The sequence below is a fragment of the Saccharomonospora cyanea NA-134 genome (genome assembly GCF_000244975.1).
Classification (GTDB): Bacteria; Actinomycetota; Actinomycetes; order Mycobacteriales; family Pseudonocardiaceae; genus Saccharomonospora; species Saccharomonospora cyanea.
The window spans coordinates 2,550,191-2,569,106 of the sequence record NZ_CM001440.1 but is presented as its reverse complement, the minus strand read 5'-3'; the positions used below and the strand labels follow the sequence as shown (position 1 = coordinate 2,569,106).

Here is an 18,916-nt window from a genome sequence, read left to right as displayed (position 1 = left end):
GTTAATCGCCGCGACCTACGTGCGACGCACGCACGCCCGGGCGCTGAGGCGAGCCTCAGTTCGGTCGTGCCAACCTATAGGCGGGACCGGGAGGACAGGTCATGCAGCGCCAGGTCGTGCACGAGCAGTGGGAGCAAGATCGCGCCGCCTTCCACGAGCTGGTCACGGCCGCGACAGTTGAGGACCTGCGCCGACCGTCACGTGGCACCCGGTGGACCAACCAGCAGCTGTTGTTCCATCTACTGTTCGGTTATCAGGTGGTGCGTGCTCTCCTCGTGCTCGTGCGCGCCTTCGGGCGCCTGCCCGACCCGATCAGCCGCATATTCGCCTGGTCGCTGAACTCGGCCACCGGGCTGTTCCACATCCTCAACTACTGGGGGTCTTGCGGTGGCGGTCTGCTCACCCCGCGTCTCATGGACGCATGGTTCGACCACATCATCGCCGCGTTACACCGCAGCCTCGACCGGGCGAGTGACGCGGAGCTAGCGCGCGGGATGCACTTTCCGACTCGGTGGGACCCGTTTTTCCGCGACCACATGACCCTTGCCGACGTCTACCGCTATCCAGCGAAGCATTTCGCCTTTCACCGAGCACAGCTCACCCTCGGATCTGCGGGTATTTAGTGACGGTGCGCTCGGAGCGCCGCGTAGCAGTTCCAGGGGCCACCAGCGTGTTTGTTCCGTCGTTCTGTGGGCCGACGCGGACAGGCGTAGCGGGATGCCGAGCGCGCGGAGGTGGTCGCTCAGCGTTCTGAAGGTCCGTGGTTGACCAGGGCGCCGGCCGGTGAACTGCCACCGGCCGCATGCGCGCATCGACGAGCCCGACCAAGCAGGGATGTCAAGGGTTCGGGAACAGGCGATGCCCGACATCGTGAAGAAGCTGATCACCAAGACCGGCAAGAACGCTGGCCAGCACCCCTCAGTCGCCTCGCTCTACCGCGCCCTCGCCGACAACGACGCCTGGCCAGCAGTGTTACGGACTCATTGCACCTTTCGCTCGTATCCCGGCGGTCCCCCAAGCCGGCCAAGCTCGCCCAACGGCCCGCCCTGCGCGCACTGGTGGAGGCCAAGCTGGCCCTGTGCTGGTCGCCCGAGCAGATCGCGGGCTGGCTGCGACGCCAACTTCCCGGCGACGCCTCCATGCAGGTCTCTCGCACGAGGCGATCTACCTCTCGCTCTACGACCCGCGCCGCCGCCAGACGATCGACCGCAGCCTCACCCAGCGGCTGCGGACAGCCCGTCCCATGCGTCGGCCGAAGATCGCCCGAAAACCCACCCAGCCGCAGATCGGCTTGCATCTTCACGTCGCTGGTCAGCCGGATCTGCCGCCACAGTTCGGGCTCGTTGATGGTGCCGCGCGTGCGTGTCTTCGGTCTGAGCGTGCCCCCGGGGGTCATCTCCATGTAGGAGGCGCTGGTGACGAAGGTGCGGGCCCATGCATCGAAGCGGGGCAGGTCGTGTCCCAGGCGCCGCAGCCACAGGTAGACCTCGGAGAACTTGCCGGTCCACGGTGTGGCGGTGGCGAGGACGACCCGGGCACTGCCGTGCTGCTTCTGCAGCCACGCCAGCTTCATGTCCAGGTCAATACTGCGATGTGCGCCCTCGATCGCGAGATCGGGGATGGCGCTGTTGACCATCCCGTTCTTGTAGTTCTGTGCCTCGTCGACCACCAGGTAGTCCACACCGGCATCAGCCAGGGTCATGCCCTGCACGTCCCGCTCGATCTCGGCCAGCCGACTCTGGAGGCGTTGCTCTGCTGACTCCATCGCGTTTTCCAGGCGTTTGGTCATCGATGGGCCGAGGGAGTCGATGTGGCTTCTCTTCTCGACCTCGAGCGCGTCGAGCTCGGCGCGCAGGAAGTCTTCCTGGGCGTCCTCGGGCAGCGGGATACGTTGGAACGCTTCCTTGGTGATGATCACGGCGTCCCAGTCGCCGGTGGCCACACGGGCGACGAACTCGGCGCGCCCGTTGCGGCCCTTCTTCTTGTCGTCGGCCAACTCGGCACTGCCTGCGGTGAGGAGTCGGGCGTTGGGGTAGGCCTGTAACCACTGCCGTTCGAACTGCTCGGCGATCGAGTCATTGGGGACGACGACCGTCGGCTTGGTGACCAGCCCGCGGCGGCGGCGCTCCATCATCCCGACGATGATTTCAAGGGTCTTGCCGGCGCCGACGTCGTGCACCAGGCCGGTGGCGGGCTGGTAGATGATGCGGGCCACCGCTTCCTTCTGGTGTGGACGCAACGGGGGGGCCGTCTGAGACAGGCCCGGCAGGGACAGCTCCACGCTGGAGAAGTCCGCGGGAATCTCGGCGTTGAATAGCTCGTTGTAGCGGCGCATCACGCTCGCCGCGCGGCTGGTGTCTTCCCAGATCCAGTCGGCGAATCGGTCACCGATCTCGGCCGCCTTAGGGCTGTCCCGTAACTGCTGGTGGCGGGTGAGATGATCTTGCCGTGTCTGGTGTGATCACAGCGTCTGAGCCCTCCTGGATAGCCCCGTTCACCGGGCTGAGCCCGCGCCAGTTCGGCAAGCTGATCACCGCTCTGCGGCGTGAGGGTGCGGACCCGGTGCGCAAGGGGCGGCCCTGGAGCCTGCCACTGGAGGACCGCGTGCTGCTGGTTGCCACCTACTGGCGGACGAACCTGACCTTGCGTCAACTGGCCCCGCTGTTCGGGGTGTCCAAGTCGGCCGCCGACCGCATCATCGACCACCTCGGGCCCGCGCTTGCGCTCCAGCAGCGCAAGCGGTTCCGTACCGACACCGTGCTGATCGTGGACGGTACCCTGGTCCCCACCCGAGACCACACCATCGCCGAGCAGTCCAAGAACTACCGATACTCCACCAACCACCAGGTCGTCATCGACGCCGACACCCGACTCGTCATCGCGGTCGGCCGACCCGTCGCCGGCAACCGCAACGACTGCAAGGCGTGGGAGTCCTCCGGCGCGAAAGACTCCGTCGGTAAGACCACGGTCATCGCCGATGGCGGCTACCGGGGCACCGGCCTGGTCATCCCGCACCGCCGCGAGAAGGGCCAGGCCGAACTTCCGGCATGGAAGAAGGAACACAATGCCTCTCACCGCAAAGTCCGTGCCCGCGTCGAGCACGTCTTCGCCCGGATGAAGGGCTGGAAGATCCTGCGCGACTGCCGACTCAAAGGCGACGGCGTTCACCACGCCATGCTCGGCATCGCCCGCCTCCACAACCTCACCCTCACCGGATGACACAGAAACCAGCAGGCACCCAGCACGTCAGCGACCATTTACGGGACAACCCTTAGGCCGTTTACCCCAACAACACCTCGCGGCTGTTAGTTTTCGTCACTGTGAGCTTTCGACTGGTCGCGCACCGTTTCCACGTATTGGTGGTCGCTGCCGCCTTCGCGGTGCTCGTGCCATTCGTCGCCCTGCACCTGGTACTGCTGTGCGAGCCCCATTCCCCCACCGAGAGCCACCACGGGCATAACACGGGGCGCGCGGCCGTTGTCGCGCAGCATTCGGCGCACCTCGGACACTCCGCGAACACCGACTGCCACCCCGGTCATCCCGACCAGCAACACGTCCTCACCGAGACCGGCCATGCGCTGCCCCGCTCCGAGGGCACGCTCGACGGCTTGGCCGCGCTCGGGGCTCTGGCGATCGTGGTGTCGGTCGTCACCCAGTCCGGTCCCTGCATCCCCCGGGGCTCGCCGTCTGTAGGCCACCGCACACACCGACGAACCGGACGCACCCTGCTTCTCGATCTCTGCATCGCACGGTCCTGAGCGCGCCGGCCGTGCCGAGAACGATCTCGGCACGGCCACCGGCTGCACTCCTCAGACCGCTGTTTCTTGCCGCATTTTCGAGAAGGATCGACACAGGGATGAACCACACGCTTCTCAGCACACCGCCGATGACCTCGTCACCGGCCCAGCTCCTCAGCCCGGCCGCACGCTGCCATTCACCAGGGCACGCCGTCGGTAACACGCCCGTGCTGTGGATCGGGGAACCGTTCACCGGCTCCCGCCGCGGTTTCTGGGCCAAGTTGGAAGGCGCCAACCCCGGCGGTATGAAGGACCGCCCCGCCTTGCACATGGTGAAAAGGGCCAGGGAACGGGGCGAGCTCGCGCCCGGTGCGATGATCGTCGAATCGACCAGCGGCACTCTTGGCCTTGGCCTGGCCCTCGCCGGGATTGTCCACGGGCACCCCGTCACGCTGGTCACCGATCCCGGCATGGAACCGATCGTGCGCCGCATGCTCGCCGCACACAACGCCCGGGTGGATCTCGTCACGCAGCCTCACCCGACCGGTGGCTGGCAGGAGGCGCGGCGTGAGCGTGTCCGGCAACTGCTCCAGACCGAACCTGGTTCGTGGTGCCCGGACCAGTACCAGAATCCGGACAATGTCGAGGCCTACGCCTCGCTCGCCACGGAGCTCATCGGCCAGCTCGGCCGCATCGACGTCCTGGTCTGCTCGGTCGGTACTGGCGGGCACTCGGCCGGGGTCGCCCGGGTGCTGCGGGAGTTCTGCCCGCACCTGCGGCTCGTCGGCGTCGACACCGTGGGCTCCACGATCTTCGGTCAGCCGGCCGCCCCACGGCTGATGCGCGGGCTCGGCTCCAGCATCTACCCCCGCAACGTCGACTACCCCGCGTTCGACGAGGTCCACTGGGTTGCCCCCAGAGAAGCCGTGTGGGCGTGCCGGAGGTTGGCCTCCACCCACTACGCGAGCGGTGGCTGGAGCGTGGGAGCGGTCGCGCTCGTCGCCGGCTGGGCCGCCCGCACCAACGACCCCGACACCCGGATCGCAGCGATCTTCCCCGACGCCCCACACCGCTACTTCGACACCATCTACAACGACGACTACTGCGCCAAGCACGAGTTGCTCGGCCCGGCACCGGCCTCCGAACCCGACACGATCAGCACCCCGTCAGAACAGGTGGTGCGGCACTGGACGCGGTGCGCTCACGTCGTCGACCCCGTGACAGCGCAGGAGGCCCTCGTATGAGCCAGCTCGTGAGCCAGTTCCGCACGTTCGACCGGCCGAGCAAGCTGTTGATGGTCAACCAGTTCGGCATCAACGTCGGCTTCTACATGCTGATGCCCTATCTGGCCGGCTACCTCGCCGGACCGCTCGGCCTGGCCGCGTGGGCGGTCGGCCTGGTGCTCGGCGTGCGTAATTTCTCCCAGCAGGGCATGTTCCTTCTCGGAGGAACACTCGCCGACCGGTTCGGCTACAAGCCCCTGATCATCGCCGGGTGCGTGCTGCGCACCGGCGGTTTCGCGCTCCTGGCTATCGTCAGCTCGCTGCCCGCCCTGGTGATCGCCTCCGCGGCCACCGGCTTCGCGGGTGCCCTGTTCAATCCCGCGGTGCGCGCCTACCTCGCCGCCGACGCCGGAGACCGCCGGGTGGAGGCCTTCGCCCTGTTCAACGCCTTCTACCAGGGCGGCATCCTGCTGGGCCCGCTCGTCGGCCTGTCCCTGACCGCGCTGGACTTCCGGCTCACGTGCCTCGTGGCGGCCGCGGTGTTCGGCGCGCTGACAGTGCTGCAGGCACGCGCGCTGCCACAGCACCCGGCCGACCGCGGCCCAGACCGCCGTTCTGTCCTCGCCGAATGGCGAACGGTCGTCGCCAACCGCCAGTTCGTTCTGTTCTCCCTGGCGATGATCGGCTCGTACGTACTGTCGTTCCAGGTCTATCTGGCGCTGCCGCTGCAGGCACGGACGATCGTGGAATCCGAGGCAGGCAGCACCGCCCTGGTCACGTCGCTGTTCGTGGTATCCGGCGCGGTCGCGATTGCCGGTCAGCTCAGGGTGACCGCGTGGTTCAGCAAGCGGTGGGGGCCCGGCCGCAGCATCGTCGTCGGGATGATGCTGCTGTCCGTGGCGTTCGTCCCGCTCCTGCTCGTCCCCGGCGCCGCCACCGTTGGGCCCGTATTGGCCGGAGTGGCCGTATTGCTGTCGGCGGCCCTGCTCGCGCTCGGCACGATCGCGGTGTTCCCGTTCGAGATGGACACGGTCGTGCGCCTGTCCCGCAACCACCTCGTCGCCACCCACTACGGCTTCTACAACACCGTCATCGGTGTGGGCATCCTGCTGGGCAACCTGTTCACCGGCACCGTGTTCGGCCTGGCCCACCAAGCCGGATGGCCACAGCTGATCTGGGCCGGGCTGACACTCATCGGGGCGGGCTGCGTGCTGGCGCTGCACCTACTTCACCGCAACCGCCAGCTGACCGTCGAACCTGCCGTGCAACCGATGAGGTAGCCGGGCCACATCGGCAGAACAGCATCGAGACGTCGCTATCCTGGCTGGCATGAGGAGGAGTACGCGCAGCAGTGTGCCGCAGTGGTTGCTGTTGTGCGTACTCGCTCTCGCAGTGCTCGGCATGCACCACGTCGTCTCGACATCCCACCTGCCCGCAGCCGGAGAGGCCCACGTGGCCGACACCACCCACTCCGGCGGCGCAGCGGAAGGGCACAGCCAGTCGTCCACCGACTCGACGCCGAGCGACCCGGCGCACGACGCACTGCATTTCTGCCTCGCCGTGCTGTTCACTGCTGGCCCTCTGCTCCTGCTCTCCTCGCGGCTGAGGTCCGCACTCCGGGATGCGCGCAGTCTGGCAGCGGCCCTACTCTGCTGCGCCCAGGTCCCGCGGACTCGCGAGAGATCCGTGCTCACGGGGAGAACTCTGCTCACATCCGTCTGCATTCTGCGTATTTAGAGGTCACGGCTTGTCACCCTGAGCTCACGACAATCGTCTTCCGACAACGCAGACAGAAGGAACCAAGACCACCGATGAAGAAATACCTCATCGGGGCGAGCGCGGCCGCCCTCCTCGCCCTCACAGCCTGCGGCACCGGCGACACGTCCGCCGGGGACTCGAACCAGAACACGCCACCGACTGCGGCCGGCGAGGCCCAGCAGAGCAGTCACAACGACAGCGACATTGCTTTCGCCCAGCAGATGATCCCGCACCACGAGCAGGCGGGCGAGATGGCAGACCTGGCGCTGGAACGCTCCACCAACCCGAATGTGAAAAGTCTCGCTGAGCGGACCACAGGCGCGCAGGATCCCGAGATCCAGCAGATGACCGGGTTACTGAAGAAGTGGGGCGTGTCTGCAGCGCGCGATAAGTCCGATATGACGGGGATGATGAGCGGCGAGGAGATGCGGCAACTGGAACAGGCGACCGGCTCCGAGTTCGACGTCATGTGGCTGCAAATGATGGTCCAGCATCATCAGGACGCGATCGAGATGGCCAAGACAGAGCTGGAGGAAGGCAGCGACGCCGACGCCAAGGCACTCGCCCAGCGCATCATCGAGACGCAAGAGGCTGAAATCCGCGAGATGGTGGGATTTCTCCCTCACTGACCGGCCAATGGGCGGTGCGGGAAGCACACCTTTCCGTACCGCCCCACGGTCGGCTTTCCGCGGGTGGAAAGTCTCTACCACTGCGAACCGTTGTTCAGCCGGGAGAAGGCCGCCACACGCCGTTCTGGCGGCACAGCTCGGTCGCCACTTTCCAAACCACTAGTATCGATAGTAGGCCGTTTTGACAGGGGATCTCGTTAGCAAGATGGCGGGAGGCGCGATGTTCAGGCTCGGCGGGCGGGACACCCGATGATGAACGTGCTGTGGGGCGCAGACGGGCCCGCCGAAGCCGGAGAGACCTGTTCTGGCAGCCCTGAGGGAACGCTGTTGCGCTTCTTTCACACAGCGTCCAAGCACGACACCGTGCACATGCGTAACACGCTCTCCTGGAAGGCCAACGGGCAATGACGCTGGCTTTGGCCCTGCTGGTGGGAACCATCACGGCCGGATGGCTCGTGCCCCAGGGCTTACGACGCGTCGATCTCCGCCGCCGAGACCCGCGGTCCCTGCTCGTCGCCTGGCTTGCGTCGATCATAGGTGTCGCGGCAGCCGGGACGGCGGGCGTTGTCCTCCTCTTGACGCCTCGCCACGGGCCTGCCGATTCCCTCACGTGGGCGTTGAACCGATGTCTGGCAGCCTTGCAGCACGGCTCCCCACCACGGTTTGAGGACCTGCTGGGTATCACCAGTGCCGCCCTCCTTGGGAGTGTCGTCGTGCGCTGCGCTGTCGTCACGTCGCGCGAACTGCTGCGGCTACGGCGGGCAAGCCGCAAACGGCTCTCGGTGCTGCGATTGGCCGGGCGGCCGGATGCGGCCACGCCGAACACGCTCTGGCTGGCGCACGATCGGCCGCTGGCGTTCAGCCTTCTCGGCCGGCCTGGCGTGATCATCGCGACGGAAGGCCTGACCCGGCACCTGCCCGCCGACGCGGTTACCGCTGTGCTGGCGCACGAGCGTGCTCACCTGAGAGGGCGTCATCACCTATTGATCGCGGTTATGGACAGCCTGCGGCGCACGCTGCCGTTCATTCCGCTATTCCGGCAGGCGCCAGCAGCCATCCGCGAGCTCGTGGAGCTGGCCGCGGACATGTCGGCAACTCGAGTGTGCGGCCCCGCTGCCGTCCGTGCCGCGCTGCTGGCTGTCTCCGGGCACGACGCGCCCAGCGTGGCCCTGGCCATGGGACGCGATACGGTCCGCGTGCGGCTCGCTCGCCTGGAGCATGTGGCGCAGGCGCCCGGGGGCGCCCGCAGAGTGCTGTCCTGTGGTGCGGCCGGAGCCCTGGCCACCGCCGTCCCGTTTGTGATCGGCCCGTCGCTGCTGCTCGCCCTGGCGGTGCTGGCCTGCCCAGTCGGCGGCTGACACGACCGGACTCGACCTCGCCTTGCCCATGGCCTCGGCAGCCACAACGGCATACCCCCTCCGAGAGCCGTACCGGCGAAAGACTCCTTCGGGCTCGACCGGCTCACCCCGTAGTGCGAGCCGGTCTGTCCGCGGCCGCACGAGGACCGCGGCGCCCATCACAGCCCGGCTAACGCCGGGAGCCGATGTCGCGTACCGCGGCGCAGAGCGTCGCGAGCTCCTCGCAGGTGTTGTAGTAGTGCACTGACGCGCGCACGAGCTCCTCGAGCCCGCGATTCTCCATGTCCAGTCTCGTCGAGGGGGTTCTGGACACGCTGACGTTGATCCCGTGTGCGCCGAGCGCGGCCTGCACGTCGGCTGGCGCGATGCCGTCGACCGTGAAGGACACGATCCCGCACCGTTCGACGCCCGCGTCGTGAACCGTGACTTGGGGCAACCGGGCCAGGCTCAGCCGGAGCTCGTCGGCCAGCGCGTATACGCGTCCTCGGATGCGGTCCAGTCCCCACCCGAGGGCGTAGTCGATCGCCGCGCCGAGGCCGAGTTTGGCCGCATAGTTGCACTCCCACGACTCGAAACGACGGGCATCGGGACGTATCCGGTACTCGTCGCGAGCAACCCATGTGGCGGCGTGCAGATCGAGCATCGGCGGCGCCAGCTCGTCGAGCACCTCCCGCCGGACGTAGAGCAGGCCCGTGCCGCGGGGGCCGCGCAGGTACTTCCGGCCGGTCACAGACACCATGTCGCAACCGATTTCGTCGACATCGAGCGACATCTGTCCCGCCGACTGGCACGCGTCCAGCAAGTACAGCACACCGGTGTCCCTGGCGACCTTGCCCACCTCGGCGGCGGGGTTCACCAGCCCACCGTTGGTCGGGACATGGGTCAGCGAGATAAGCCGTACCCGCTCGTCGACCAGGTCCCGAAGTCTTGGCACCGAGATCTGCCCGGACTCGTCGTTGGGCACGACATCGACCCGCAGGTCGTAGCGCTGCGCCAGCTGGAGGTAGGCGATGAAGTTGCTGGCGTACTCGGCCTCGCTTGTCAGGATCCGATCACCAGCACGGAACGGCACGGAGTAGAACGCCATGTCCCACGCCCGGGTCGCGCTGTCGACCACGGCGATCTCGTCGGTACGGCAGCCGAGCAGGCGTGCCGCCGAACCGTAGACGTCCTTGATCTCCTCGGCGACCAGCGTTGCGGCTTCGTAACCGCCGACACGAGCCTCAAGCCTCAGGTGCGTGATGGTGCGGTCGAGCACCGGCGTCGGCATCAGGGCGGCACCGGCGTTGTTGAGGTGGACGACGTTCTCGCAGCCCGGGGTCTCCCGCCGCGCTCGCTCCACGTCGAAAGTGTGCACCGCGGTCGCCGTCATATGACCTCCTCACCGACCCGCGCGGCCGGAACGTCCGTGGGCAGTGCTGAATGATCGACAAGCCGGAGGAACGAGCGCACCCGTTCCTTGGCAGGTCTGGTGAAGAAGGTCTCGGGCGCGGCCTCCTCGACCACGACACCACCGTCCATGAACACGATGCGATCGGCGACGTCACGGGCGAAGTGCGTCTCGTGGGTGACGATCACCATCGTCATCCCATCAGCGGCCAACTCCCGGATGACCTGGAGCACCTCGGCATGCAGTTCCGGGTCGAGCGCCGATGTCGGCTCGTCGAAAAGGACCACCTGCGGCTCCATCGCCAGCGCCCTGGCGATGGCAACCCGCTGCTTCTGGCCGCCCGACAGCCGTGAGGGATACACATCGCGCTTGTCGGCCAGCCCGACCCGGTCGAGCAACCGCTCGCCGAGGGACACGGCCTCGGCGCCCGGCAGCCTCCGCACCTGCCGGGGCCCCTCGATTACGTTCTCCAGGGCCGTCATATGCGGGAACAGGTTGAACTGCTGGAACACCATGCCCGTCCGCTGCCGGGCCTGCTGCATCAGCCTCGCCCGCCCGCGCCGGTCCCGCCGCACACCGCACTGGAAAGCGCAGTCGCAGATCCGCACGTGGCCGGCATCAGGTTCCTCCAACAGGTTCATGCAGCGCACCAGTGTGGTCTTGCCCGACCCGGACGGGCCCATGAGCACGACGACCTCGCCGCGCTCCACCGAGAGGTCCACGCCCCGCAGCACCTCCAGATCGCCGAAGGCCTTGTGGATGCCTGTGAGTTCGATCGTGGCCGCGGTCATGCGTATGCCCTTCCCATTCGCCTCTCCAGCATTCCCTGCCCGACGGACAGCAAAGTGTTGATCAGCCAGTAGAGCGCCCCGATCATCAGGAACGCTTCCATGTACCGGAAGTTCGCGTTACCGATGCTCTCCGCCACTCGCGTGAGCTCTACAACGGTCACGACCGAGGCGAGCGACGTGTCCTTCATCAAAGCGATGAACCGCCCACCCACCGCGGGCGTTGCGATCCTGATGGCTTGCGGGAACACGATCCGGCGGAAGGTCCGCCAGTAGGGCATCCCGATCGAGGAAGCGGCCTCCCACTGTCCTTTGTCGACACCAAGGATACCGCCGCGGAAGTTCTCGCTGAGGTACGCCCCCGCGAACAGGCTCAGCGCGAGAATCGCCGACGGGATCGGTTCGAGTTGCACCCCGAGCTGCGGCAGACCGAAGTAAATGATCATAATTTGGATCAGCAGCGGGGTGCCTCGGAACACCGACACGAACGTGATCGCAACACCCCTGAGCACTCGGAAATCCGAGATGCGGGCTAGAGCGACGAGGGCGCCCAGCACGGAGCCGAGCACGAACGACACCACCCCGAGCAGCAGCGTCACGCCCAAGCCCTTGATCAACATCGGGAATGAATCGACCAGCATGTCCATGGCTGCCCTTAGCCTTGCTCCGACGGTAAGGCTTTCAGCTCCGGCACCATGTCCAGCCCGAGCCATTGCCGCGAGATGCGACTCAACGTGCCGTCGGCGATCATGCCCGCGATCGCGGCGTCAACCTCTTTCCTGAACTCGGGCGAGCCCTTGCGGAAGGACATCCCGTTGACTTCGCTTTCCAGCAGCTTGCCCACCGGCTTGACCGCCAAGTCGTTTTGCTCGGCCAGGTAGCTGCCCTGAAAGCGGGAGACCAACATCGCATCGGCATTGCCTCGGGCGAGATCGGTCAGGCCCAAGGTCGCATTTTGGTAGGTCTTGACCTGCGCGCCCGGAATCTCCTCCCTGGCGAACTGCTCCTGGGTGGTGCCGGCAGACACGGCCACCACCTTGCCCTCCAGATCGGACAGTGAAACGATGCCACGGTCGTCGTTGGGAACAAAGATCGCCACACCGTTGACTTGGTACGGCCTGGAGAATCCAACCTGCTGCTTGCGCTCCTCGGTGATCGTCTGACCGGAGATCACAATGTCGAAGCGCCCCGCTCGAACGCCCTCGATGAAGCTCTGGAAGTTCGACGCCACGAATTCGACGTTGTCCACCCCGATCCGGCGGGCCACCTCATGCGCGACGTCAACGTCGTAACCCGCAGGCTTGCCGTCGTCCAAGAAGTTCCACGGCGGGTTAGCCTGGGTCAGCGCGACCCGCAAAGTGCCACTGTCACGCACGTCCGCCAACACATCGGTGGATCCCCCGCCTGAGCAACCCACGAGAACGGCGCTGGCCGTGGTGAGCAGGAGTGCGAGACCCCTTCGCATTCGCCCGACTTGTGACATTCCTTGACCTCCCTCTCGGCGGCAAAGCCGCGGCAAGACGGTGCAGCCCGAAGGCCGCCCGTTCATTCGCCGGTTCGGTCGTGCTTTCCGTCACTCGATCGAGTGACGGAACACTATGCCGGGGTGGGGTATAGAGTCAATGGTCCACATGAGGGCTTTTCGGAAATGACAGCTCGCGCGCCAGACAGGAACGGCCGGAAAACAGCACACTTTCGGCTGTTCGAATGCGTTGTCACTACGGAGACTGTCGGCTGGCGCAGCCGTACCGTCTATGACAGCGCCACGGACGGCAGGCTACGTCTCCCAGCACCCAGAAGGTGTAGCAGCGGTGGACATTTCGGAGCGGTGAATCCACGCGCGGCCGTTCAAGTAGGCCGGCAACCTCCGGTCGCGCACATACGCCCACGCCACCGTATGACCACGGCCACGAGAAGCGCGGACAGCGAGATCACCGCGAGGACCGGCTGGATGGGTGCCCACACTCCCAGCGCACCGGAGACCCCGAGCACGCCGATGACGAGCTTGTTGCAGACCGGGCATCCCACGGCGAACGCTGAGAGCAGCGAAGAGCCCAGGACCCGTGTCCGGCCACGGGCGTTCGCGACCTGAGGAACGATCGCGAACCACAGTCCGGTCAGCAAGACCGTCAGGACCAGAGCAGGGTACTCCCACCAGCGCACCGGGGTCATCCTGGTGAACCAGTCGGTGTCGATCACATCGGTCGGCACACCCACGACGACGGCGCTCAGCAGCGCCGCTCCGACTCCCCTACCCCACCGCCACGACCGCATGTCGGCTGCGTCCCGCACCTGCTCGTCGGCGGCGTTGTCGACGTGCTGCAACTGCCTCACCGCGCCCTCTCATCTTCACTGTGGCCAAAACTACTATGGTTGATAGTACACCGGCGGCCACCGGGCAGGCGCGAGATGCGCCGGCCTGTCGCGACTACACCGCCTTCCGCGACCGGCTACCAGCCGCATTGGTCGACTGCACCGGTTGGCTTGCGCGGCCCCAGGCGGCGCGGCGCAGCAGGCGCAGACCGTTGAGCCCGACGATGACGGTGGAGCTTTTGTGCCCGGCCACGCCGAGCGCGAGTGGAAGGGTGCCGATGAGGTCCCAGAGGACGAGGCCGATGATGAAGGTGGCGGCGATGATGAGGTTGGCGATCACGACACGGCGGGCGCGGCGGGACAGGGCGATGACGGTGGGGATGGCGGTGAGGTCGTCGCGGACCACGACGGCGTCGGCGGTCTGCAGGGTTAGGTCGGAGCCCGCTCCGCCCATCGCGATCCCGGTGTGCGCGGCGGCCAGGGCCGGAGCGTCGTTGATGCCATCACCGACCACGGCCACTCGCTGCTCATCCGTTTCGAGTTCGCGGACGGCGGTGACCTTGTCGTCGGGCAGCAGCTCGGCGCGCACGTCGGTGATACCGACCTGCTGCGCGAGCCGGACGGCGGCGGCGGCATTGTCGCCGGTGAGCAGCACGGGGTCGGCGCCGGTCAACCGGGTCACTGCAGCGACGGTGGGGGCGGCTTCGGCCCGCACCTGGTCGGTGATGCCGAGGACGCCGATCGGGCGGCGCTCGCAGAGCACGACCACGGCGGTGTGCCCGCGCTGCTGGAGTTCCTCGACGGCGGCGGTGGCCGCCGCGGTGTCGGCCGTGCCGTCGATAGTGGGGAGCAGCGCGGCGGGAGAGCCGACCTGGATGAAGTGGTCCTCAATCAGAGCGGCGACCCCCCGGCCGGGCCGGGCGGAAAACTCGTCGGCGGAGGGCAGATCAAGGCCACGGTGACGCGCAGCACGCACGATCGCGGCAGCGAGCGGATGCTCGCTGGGATGTTCAGCGGCGGCGGCCAGCCGCAGCAGCTGCTCTTCGGTGAATCGGGTACCGCGCAGCGGGCAGATCTCGGTGAGTTCTGGAGTGCCGTGGGTGAGCGTGCCGGTCTTGTCGAAGGCGACCCGCGTGGCGGCGCCCAGTTGTTCCATCACCACTGCGGACTTGACCAGCACACCATGGCGTCCGGCGTTGGCGATGGCCGCCAGGAGTGGCGGCATGGTGGCCAGTACCACGGCGCAGGGCGAGGCAACGATCATGAACGTCATCGCCCGCAGCAGCGACTCCTGCAGTGCCTCGCCCAGCAACAGCGGGATCACGAACACGGCAATGGTGGCCGCGACCATGCCCACCGAGTAGCGTTGCTCGATCTTCTCGATGAACAGCTGGGTCTTGGCCTTGGTCTGGCTGGCCTGCTCCACCATGGTGGCGATCCGGGCCACTACGGAGTCCTCGGCGCGCCGGTTCACCCGCACTCTCAGCGACCCCGTGCCGTTCAAGGTGCCGGCGAACACTTCGTCGCCGGTGGTCTTGTCCACCGGCAGCGGCTCCCCGGTGATCGTGGCCTGGTCGACCTCGCTCGCCCCGGCCACCACGGCACCGTCGGCGGCAATCCGCTCGCCCGGCCGGACCAGAATCAGATCCTCGACCTCCAGGTCAGCGGCCTGCACGCTCTCCTCGCCACCGTCGCCGGTAAGCCGGGTCGCGGTGTCCGGCGCCAAGCCCAGCAGCCCCCGCACAGCGTCTTCAGTCCGCGCGGTGGCCAGCGCCTCCAGCGCGCCCGAGGTGGCGAAGATGACGATCAGTAGCCCGCCGTCTATCCCCTGTCCGATCGAGGCAGCCCCGACCGCGGCGGCGACCATCAACAGGTCCACATCCAGCGTCTTCTCGCGGAGGGCTTTCAACCCTGCCAGAGCCGGCTCCCACCCGCCGGTCACATAGCAGGCCAGGTACAGCGCCCACCAGAACCACGACGGCCCACCGAGCAGCTGGACTGCCAGCCCGGCCAGGAACAGCACCAGCGCCGCAGCCGCCCATCGCACTTCGGGCAGCGCAAGCAACCGGGTTCGCTGTGTAGCTGTTCCTGGCCCGGAAGGTCGCGCGCTCCGACAAGCCTCCAGGGAGGCTCTGTGCTGGCCAGGGCTTCTACCGGGGCATGCCGGATGTGGCAGCTTCCTGCATGGCCACGAACTGCCCGTGCCAGGTGTGATACCAGGCTGCTGAGGCGTGCGCGTTCACCGAGATCATTCCGACGATCTGGTTATCGCGGAGAGTGTGCAGGGTGTAGTAGCCGGGGAATGCGGTGGCGTCAGCGGCGTGGAGCCCGGGGCGGTTTTGAGTCAGCCATTGATCCGCGATCCGCAGCGCTTGGTCGGGTGTCACCGATGGCGGACTGGATTGCGGCGTGGTGCGCGTCATCCCGTAGGCGGTGTTCCACATCATTGCCGGGCCCATTTCCAGTTGAGTGAAACCACTGGCAGGATCAATCAGGACCTCGGTGGCGCCGCGGCTTTGTGAATCCAGGAGCTCGGCGTAGTAGCCGTTGCTGAACTGCATGACCTCCCCAGTACGCAGTCCGCGTTGCTGCCCGAACTGGTCGGCGGCGCGGCGCGCATCGTCGAGAGACCGCACGGGTCCGTGTCCTGGTGCGCCTGACATCATCCCGCCGTGACCAGACATCATCGGCATTCCCCCATAGCCGGGCCCATTGACCGACCCACCCACGCCCGTGCCGCCGACAACCCAGACAAGCGAGGCGACCAAGGCTGCGATGGCGAGGACCAACACGGACAGTGGCAGCCAACGGTCGCGCAGTACGGTCATCGCGGGGGTTCCCGATGCCGTTCGGCCAATGTTTCCCGCGCCTGCCGGTAGGCGTCCGCATCGATCTCGCCAGCGGCGAACCGCCGCTGCAGGATGTCCTCGGGGGTCTCCGGACGGTCTCGGTTGTCACGCCCCCGGAATCCGCCCCGGGTCAACGCAACAACGGCCCAGACGATCAAGCCAATCAGCACGAGCCAGATCACCGGCATGACCATCATCCACCACGCCGCGCCGGGCCCGTAACCCCACATCATCGCGACCACCCTTCGACAACCTGCGGTACCTAACGTTCAGCGCCGCGACCCTCAGAACTAGAGACATTCGTCCCTTTGATGGGGACCAAGAACGAATACCTGCCCGGCATGTGATGTGGTGACGCACGAACGGCCACGGCCACGCCGCGCCCGCAGTGGTCTGCGTGTCCACCGAAGCGGGAACGGGTCCAGCATTCGCTGTCGTGTGCGCGTTTCCGCAGGCCGAGCCCTCGCCGACTACGCAGGCCTCCACAGACACCATCCCTGGTTGTTGCTCACGCTCGTGGTGTGTCTGCTCGGGCTGGTCGGCACACCACACCGAGGGGTGTCTTCGCCGGCAAGCTCACAGTGTTCACCGCCGCATTCGACGCCGGCCTCACATGTTTGGTCGTGCTCGCCGCCGTGAACACTGTCGCCAGCCTCTTCTACTACCTCTGCTGGATTTCCCCCGCCATACGCGCCCGGAGCACGACACACCAACACCGCGACCGCCTACCTCGCCGCCACCGCGTCACTCGGCGTCGGGCTCCTCACCGGTCCCCTCCTCGCGGCGCTGCGCGGGAACCTCCTCACCGACTGAAGTGCCAGGCTCCTCAAGCGCTCACGGCGGACAGCGCCTCCGATCTCCCACGTCACCACCGAAGGCAGCGTTCATGTGTCCCAGGATGGTGGCCATAACTTCACCGTGCGCCCGCAGTTCCGGTGACCAGGCTCATGCGACCGAGCACGGGCAGAGAGAATCGGGTCGGCGTGCTTGTACGCTTGGTCGAATGGCGACGAACGATCGTGGTGATGGAGAGTCACGGTGACCGACCCCAGACGCCGGGGCGCGATACTGCGCTGGTTGCTGGTCTGTTCCGTGTTGCTCGGGCTGGTCATCATGCACCACGTCGTGAACCAGCACATCGAGCACGGCGACCCCTCGGCCACTGTCCAGCAGGTCACCACCGAGCACGACACCGCCGGGCACGATGACTCCTCAGCACCCTCGCACGAAGGCTCATCGGTACTGGCCCATCTGTGCTTCGCCGTGCTCGTCGGCTCGATCGTCCTGCTGATCACCGTCCGGCTCATCCGCCGATTCCGGGACACCGTCACCAGACCCAGGCCCCTCGCCGACCGGACCGGTGGTGGGCGTGCTCCCCCGAGCCCCCTACCTACCCCGGACGGGTTCGCCTACGACCTCTGTGTGCTGCGGCTGTGATGTCACCACGTCGGGCGAGTTCATCGAGCTCGCGCGGCGTCCCGGCAACACAATCGACCTACCTACACAGAGGAAACAATCACCATGAAGAAGTCCTTGACTTACGCTGCCCTCGTCACCGCGGTAGCCGCGGCGCTCGCCGCCGGATGCACTGGAGGCAGCGACGGCACGGACACCGCCAATAACGCCGGCTCCCAGCCCAGCACAAGCGCGTCAGCTGAACAGGCCACTCACAACCAGGCGGACGTGACCTTCGTCCAGGGAATGATCCCCCACCACGAGGGCGCCATCGAGATGGCCGACCTCACTGAGGGCCGCACCGACAACCCCGACATCCTCGATCTCGCCGAGCGCATCAAACAAGCACAGGGACCCGAGATCGACCAGTTGAACGGCTGGCTCGACGCCTGGGGCGTCAACAACGACATGCCCGGGATGGACCACGGCGACATGGGGCATGAGATGCCCGGAATGGGTGCCGAGGACATGAAGAAACTCGAACAGGCCAACGGCGCCGAGTTCGACCGGCTGTTCCTGGAGTTGATGATCGAGCACCACCAGGGCGCCGTTGACATGTCCGAAACAGTGCTGGACGAGGGCAGCAACCCCGAGGTGAAGGAACTCGCCCAGCAGATCATCGACGCTCAGGAAGCAGAGATCAACGAGATGCGATCACTGCTGGAAGGCTGAGCGCGTTCCACAACACATCACTTCCGGGCCTGCGAACCCACCTACCGGGTGAGTCCGCAGGCCCGGTCTTACGACGACATCCCGACGCGAAGGACCCTCCCTTGCCGCGCACACATCGTGTCCTGCCCTCGCTGGCTCTGCTCCTCGTCCTCACCGCGGCATGCGGTGGCACAGGCGAGACCGACACCACCACCTCGACTGCCCCGCCGAGCACAGCCCCCACCACGGCGGTAGCCGACAGCGATCACAATCGCAGCGACATCGAGTTCGCCCAAGACATGATCCCGCACCACGAACAGGCCGTCGTGGTCGCCGAACTCGCGCTGGAACGCGCGGCCAGCCCCGAGGTGAAAGACCTCGCGCAGCGCATCAAGGACACTCAGAACCCCGAAAAGAACGGACTGCTGGCACAACTGAAGTTGTGGGACGAAACAGTCACACCGGGCGGCGCGAGCGGCGAACACGACCACTCTCACCTCATGCCCGAGGAGACATTCCAGCAACTCCAGCAGAGCACGGGCCCGGCATTCGACACGCTGTGGCTGCAAACCATGATCGAACATCACCAAGGCGCCGTCGACATCGCACAAGCGCAACTCCGCAACGGCAGCGACACCCTGACGTCGATGTACGCCCAAGACATCGTCGACCGGCAGAGCAAGGAGATCGAAGAGATGACGGCACTACTGGGGCAGTAGGACACACGGAGCACAAACCGCGTAGTCATGCCAAGCTACTCATCGC

At 66.6% G+C, this 18,916-nt stretch carries 20 protein-coding genes; 11 read left to right on the top strand and 9 right to left on the bottom strand.

What is annotated here, in order from left to right; all coding sequences use genetic code 11:
- The first annotated feature begins 101 nt into the window (after nt 1-101).
- Nucleotides 102-623: a DinB family protein gene (locus SACCYDRAFT_RS12085; protein WP_005456469.1), complete on the top strand. Its 522-nt coding sequence runs from the start codon at nt 102-104 to the stop codon at nt 621-623.
- A gap of 260 nt (nt 624-883) precedes the next feature.
- Here SACCYDRAFT_RS12085 and SACCYDRAFT_RS27325 read toward each other — a convergent pair whose 3' ends face one another.
- Nucleotides 884-2,335, bottom strand: coding sequence for a DEAD/DEAH box helicase family protein (locus tag SACCYDRAFT_RS27325; RefSeq protein WP_005456468.1), 1,452 nt, complete (start codon nt 2,333-2,335; stop codon nt 884-886).
- A gap of 113 nt (nt 2,336-2,448) precedes the next feature.
- Here SACCYDRAFT_RS27325 and SACCYDRAFT_RS12075 point away from each other — a divergent pair, with 113 nt between their 5' ends.
- From SACCYDRAFT_RS12075 to SACCYDRAFT_RS12040, 7 genes are all read left to right on the top strand, one after another.
- Nucleotides 2,449-3,219: an IS5/IS1182 family transposase gene (locus SACCYDRAFT_RS12075; protein WP_005456203.1), complete on the top strand. Its 771-nt coding sequence runs from the start codon at nt 2,449-2,451 to the stop codon at nt 3,217-3,219.
- A 101-nt stretch (nt 3,220-3,320) separates the two neighbouring features.
- Nucleotides 3,321-3,758: a putative copper homeostasis (lipo)protein LpqS gene (lpqS, locus tag SACCYDRAFT_RS26345; protein WP_157606500.1), complete on the top strand. Its 438-nt coding sequence runs from the start codon at nt 3,321-3,323 to the stop codon at nt 3,756-3,758.
- Nucleotides 3,759-3,856: 98 nt separating this feature from the next.
- Nucleotides 3,857-4,981, top strand: coding sequence for a PLP-dependent cysteine synthase family protein (locus SACCYDRAFT_RS12065; protein ID WP_005456466.1), 1,125 nt, complete (start codon nt 3,857-3,859; stop codon nt 4,979-4,981).
- Complete coding sequence (locus SACCYDRAFT_RS12060) at nt 4,978-6,240, top strand: MDR family MFS transporter (RefSeq protein ID WP_005456465.1); 1,263 nt, start codon at nt 4,978-4,980, stop codon at nt 6,238-6,240. Before SACCYDRAFT_RS12065 ends, SACCYDRAFT_RS12060 begins: the two co-directional genes overlap by 4 nt.
- Nucleotides 6,241-6,289: 49 nt before the next feature.
- Nucleotides 6,290-6,697, top strand: a complete 408-nt coding sequence (locus SACCYDRAFT_RS12055) for a hypothetical protein (protein ID WP_005456464.1) — start codon at nt 6,290-6,292, stop codon at nt 6,695-6,697.
- Nucleotides 6,698-6,771: 74 nt separating this feature from the next.
- Nucleotides 6,772-7,347: a DUF305 domain-containing protein gene (locus tag SACCYDRAFT_RS12045; protein ID WP_005456463.1), complete on the top strand. Its 576-nt coding sequence runs from the start codon at nt 6,772-6,774 to the stop codon at nt 7,345-7,347.
- A gap of 404 nt (nt 7,348-7,751) precedes the next feature.
- The gene (locus SACCYDRAFT_RS12040; protein WP_005456461.1) at nt 7,752-8,705 is read left to right on the top strand and encodes a M56 family metallopeptidase; all 954 of its coding nucleotides are present in this window, start codon (nt 7,752-7,754) and stop codon (nt 8,703-8,705) included.
- A 169-nt stretch (nt 8,706-8,874) separates the two neighbouring features.
- Here SACCYDRAFT_RS12040 and SACCYDRAFT_RS12035 read toward each other — a convergent pair whose 3' ends face one another.
- The 8 genes from SACCYDRAFT_RS12035 to SACCYDRAFT_RS12000 form a co-directional block, all read right to left on the bottom strand.
- The gene (locus SACCYDRAFT_RS12035) at nt 8,875-10,077 is read right to left on the bottom strand and encodes an aminotransferase class V-fold PLP-dependent enzyme (RefSeq protein ID WP_005456460.1); all 1,203 of its coding nucleotides are present in this window, start codon (nt 10,075-10,077) and stop codon (nt 8,875-8,877) included.
- Entirely contained in the window at nt 10,074-10,886 is an 813-nt protein-coding gene (locus SACCYDRAFT_RS12030; protein ID WP_005456459.1) for an amino acid ABC transporter ATP-binding protein, read from the bottom strand. Before SACCYDRAFT_RS12030 ends, SACCYDRAFT_RS12035 begins: the two co-directional genes overlap by 4 nt.
- Entirely contained in the window at nt 10,883-11,530 is a 648-nt protein-coding gene (locus tag SACCYDRAFT_RS12025) for an amino acid ABC transporter permease (protein ID WP_005456458.1), read from the bottom strand. The genes SACCYDRAFT_RS12030 and SACCYDRAFT_RS12025 overlap by 4 nt, the downstream gene beginning before the upstream one ends.
- Before the next feature lie 8 nt (nt 11,531-11,538).
- Entirely contained in the window at nt 11,539-12,270 is a 732-nt protein-coding gene (locus tag SACCYDRAFT_RS12020) for an ABC transporter substrate-binding protein (protein ID WP_232283823.1), read from the bottom strand.
- A 461-nt stretch (nt 12,271-12,731) separates the two neighbouring features.
- The gene (locus SACCYDRAFT_RS12015) at nt 12,732-13,217 is read right to left on the bottom strand and encodes a hypothetical protein (RefSeq protein WP_005456456.1); all 486 of its coding nucleotides are present in this window, start codon (nt 13,215-13,217) and stop codon (nt 12,732-12,734) included.
- Nucleotides 13,218-13,311: 94 nt separating this feature from the next.
- Nucleotides 13,312-15,261, bottom strand: a complete 1,950-nt coding sequence (locus SACCYDRAFT_RS12010; RefSeq protein ID WP_232283822.1) for a heavy metal translocating P-type ATPase — start codon at nt 15,259-15,261, stop codon at nt 13,312-13,314.
- A gap of 85 nt (nt 15,262-15,346) precedes the next feature.
- Entirely contained in the window at nt 15,347-16,024 is a 678-nt protein-coding gene (locus SACCYDRAFT_RS12005) for a hypothetical protein (protein WP_005456451.1), read from the bottom strand.
- Nucleotides 16,021-16,278 carry an SHOCT domain-containing protein gene (locus SACCYDRAFT_RS12000; protein WP_005456450.1) on the bottom strand — a complete coding sequence of 86 codons (258 nt, stop codon included), beginning with the start codon at nt 16,276-16,278 and terminating at the stop codon, nt 16,021-16,023. The genes SACCYDRAFT_RS12005 and SACCYDRAFT_RS12000 overlap by 4 nt, the downstream gene beginning before the upstream one ends.
- 805 nt (nt 16,279-17,083) lie before the next feature.
- On the opposite strand from SACCYDRAFT_RS12000, the gene SACCYDRAFT_RS11995 reads away from it, so the two are divergent.
- The 3 genes from SACCYDRAFT_RS11995 to SACCYDRAFT_RS11985 all read left to right on the top strand — a co-directional run bounded on the left by SACCYDRAFT_RS11995 (nt 17,084) and on the right by SACCYDRAFT_RS11985 (nt 18,870).
- A complete protein-coding gene (locus SACCYDRAFT_RS11995) occupies nt 17,084-17,482 on the top strand; it encodes a DUF6153 family protein (RefSeq protein ID WP_005456448.1) in 399 nt (132 codons plus the stop codon).
- Between the two features lie 84 nt (nt 17,483-17,566).
- Nucleotides 17,567-18,172 (top strand): DUF305 domain-containing protein, encoded by a 606-nt coding sequence (locus SACCYDRAFT_RS11990; protein ID WP_005456446.1) that lies wholly within the window; start codon nt 17,567-17,569, stop codon nt 18,170-18,172.
- Between the two features lie 101 nt (nt 18,173-18,273).
- Entirely contained in the window at nt 18,274-18,870 is a 597-nt protein-coding gene (locus SACCYDRAFT_RS11985) for a DUF305 domain-containing protein (protein WP_005456444.1), read from the top strand.
- Nucleotides 18,871-18,916: the final 46 nt, after the last annotated feature.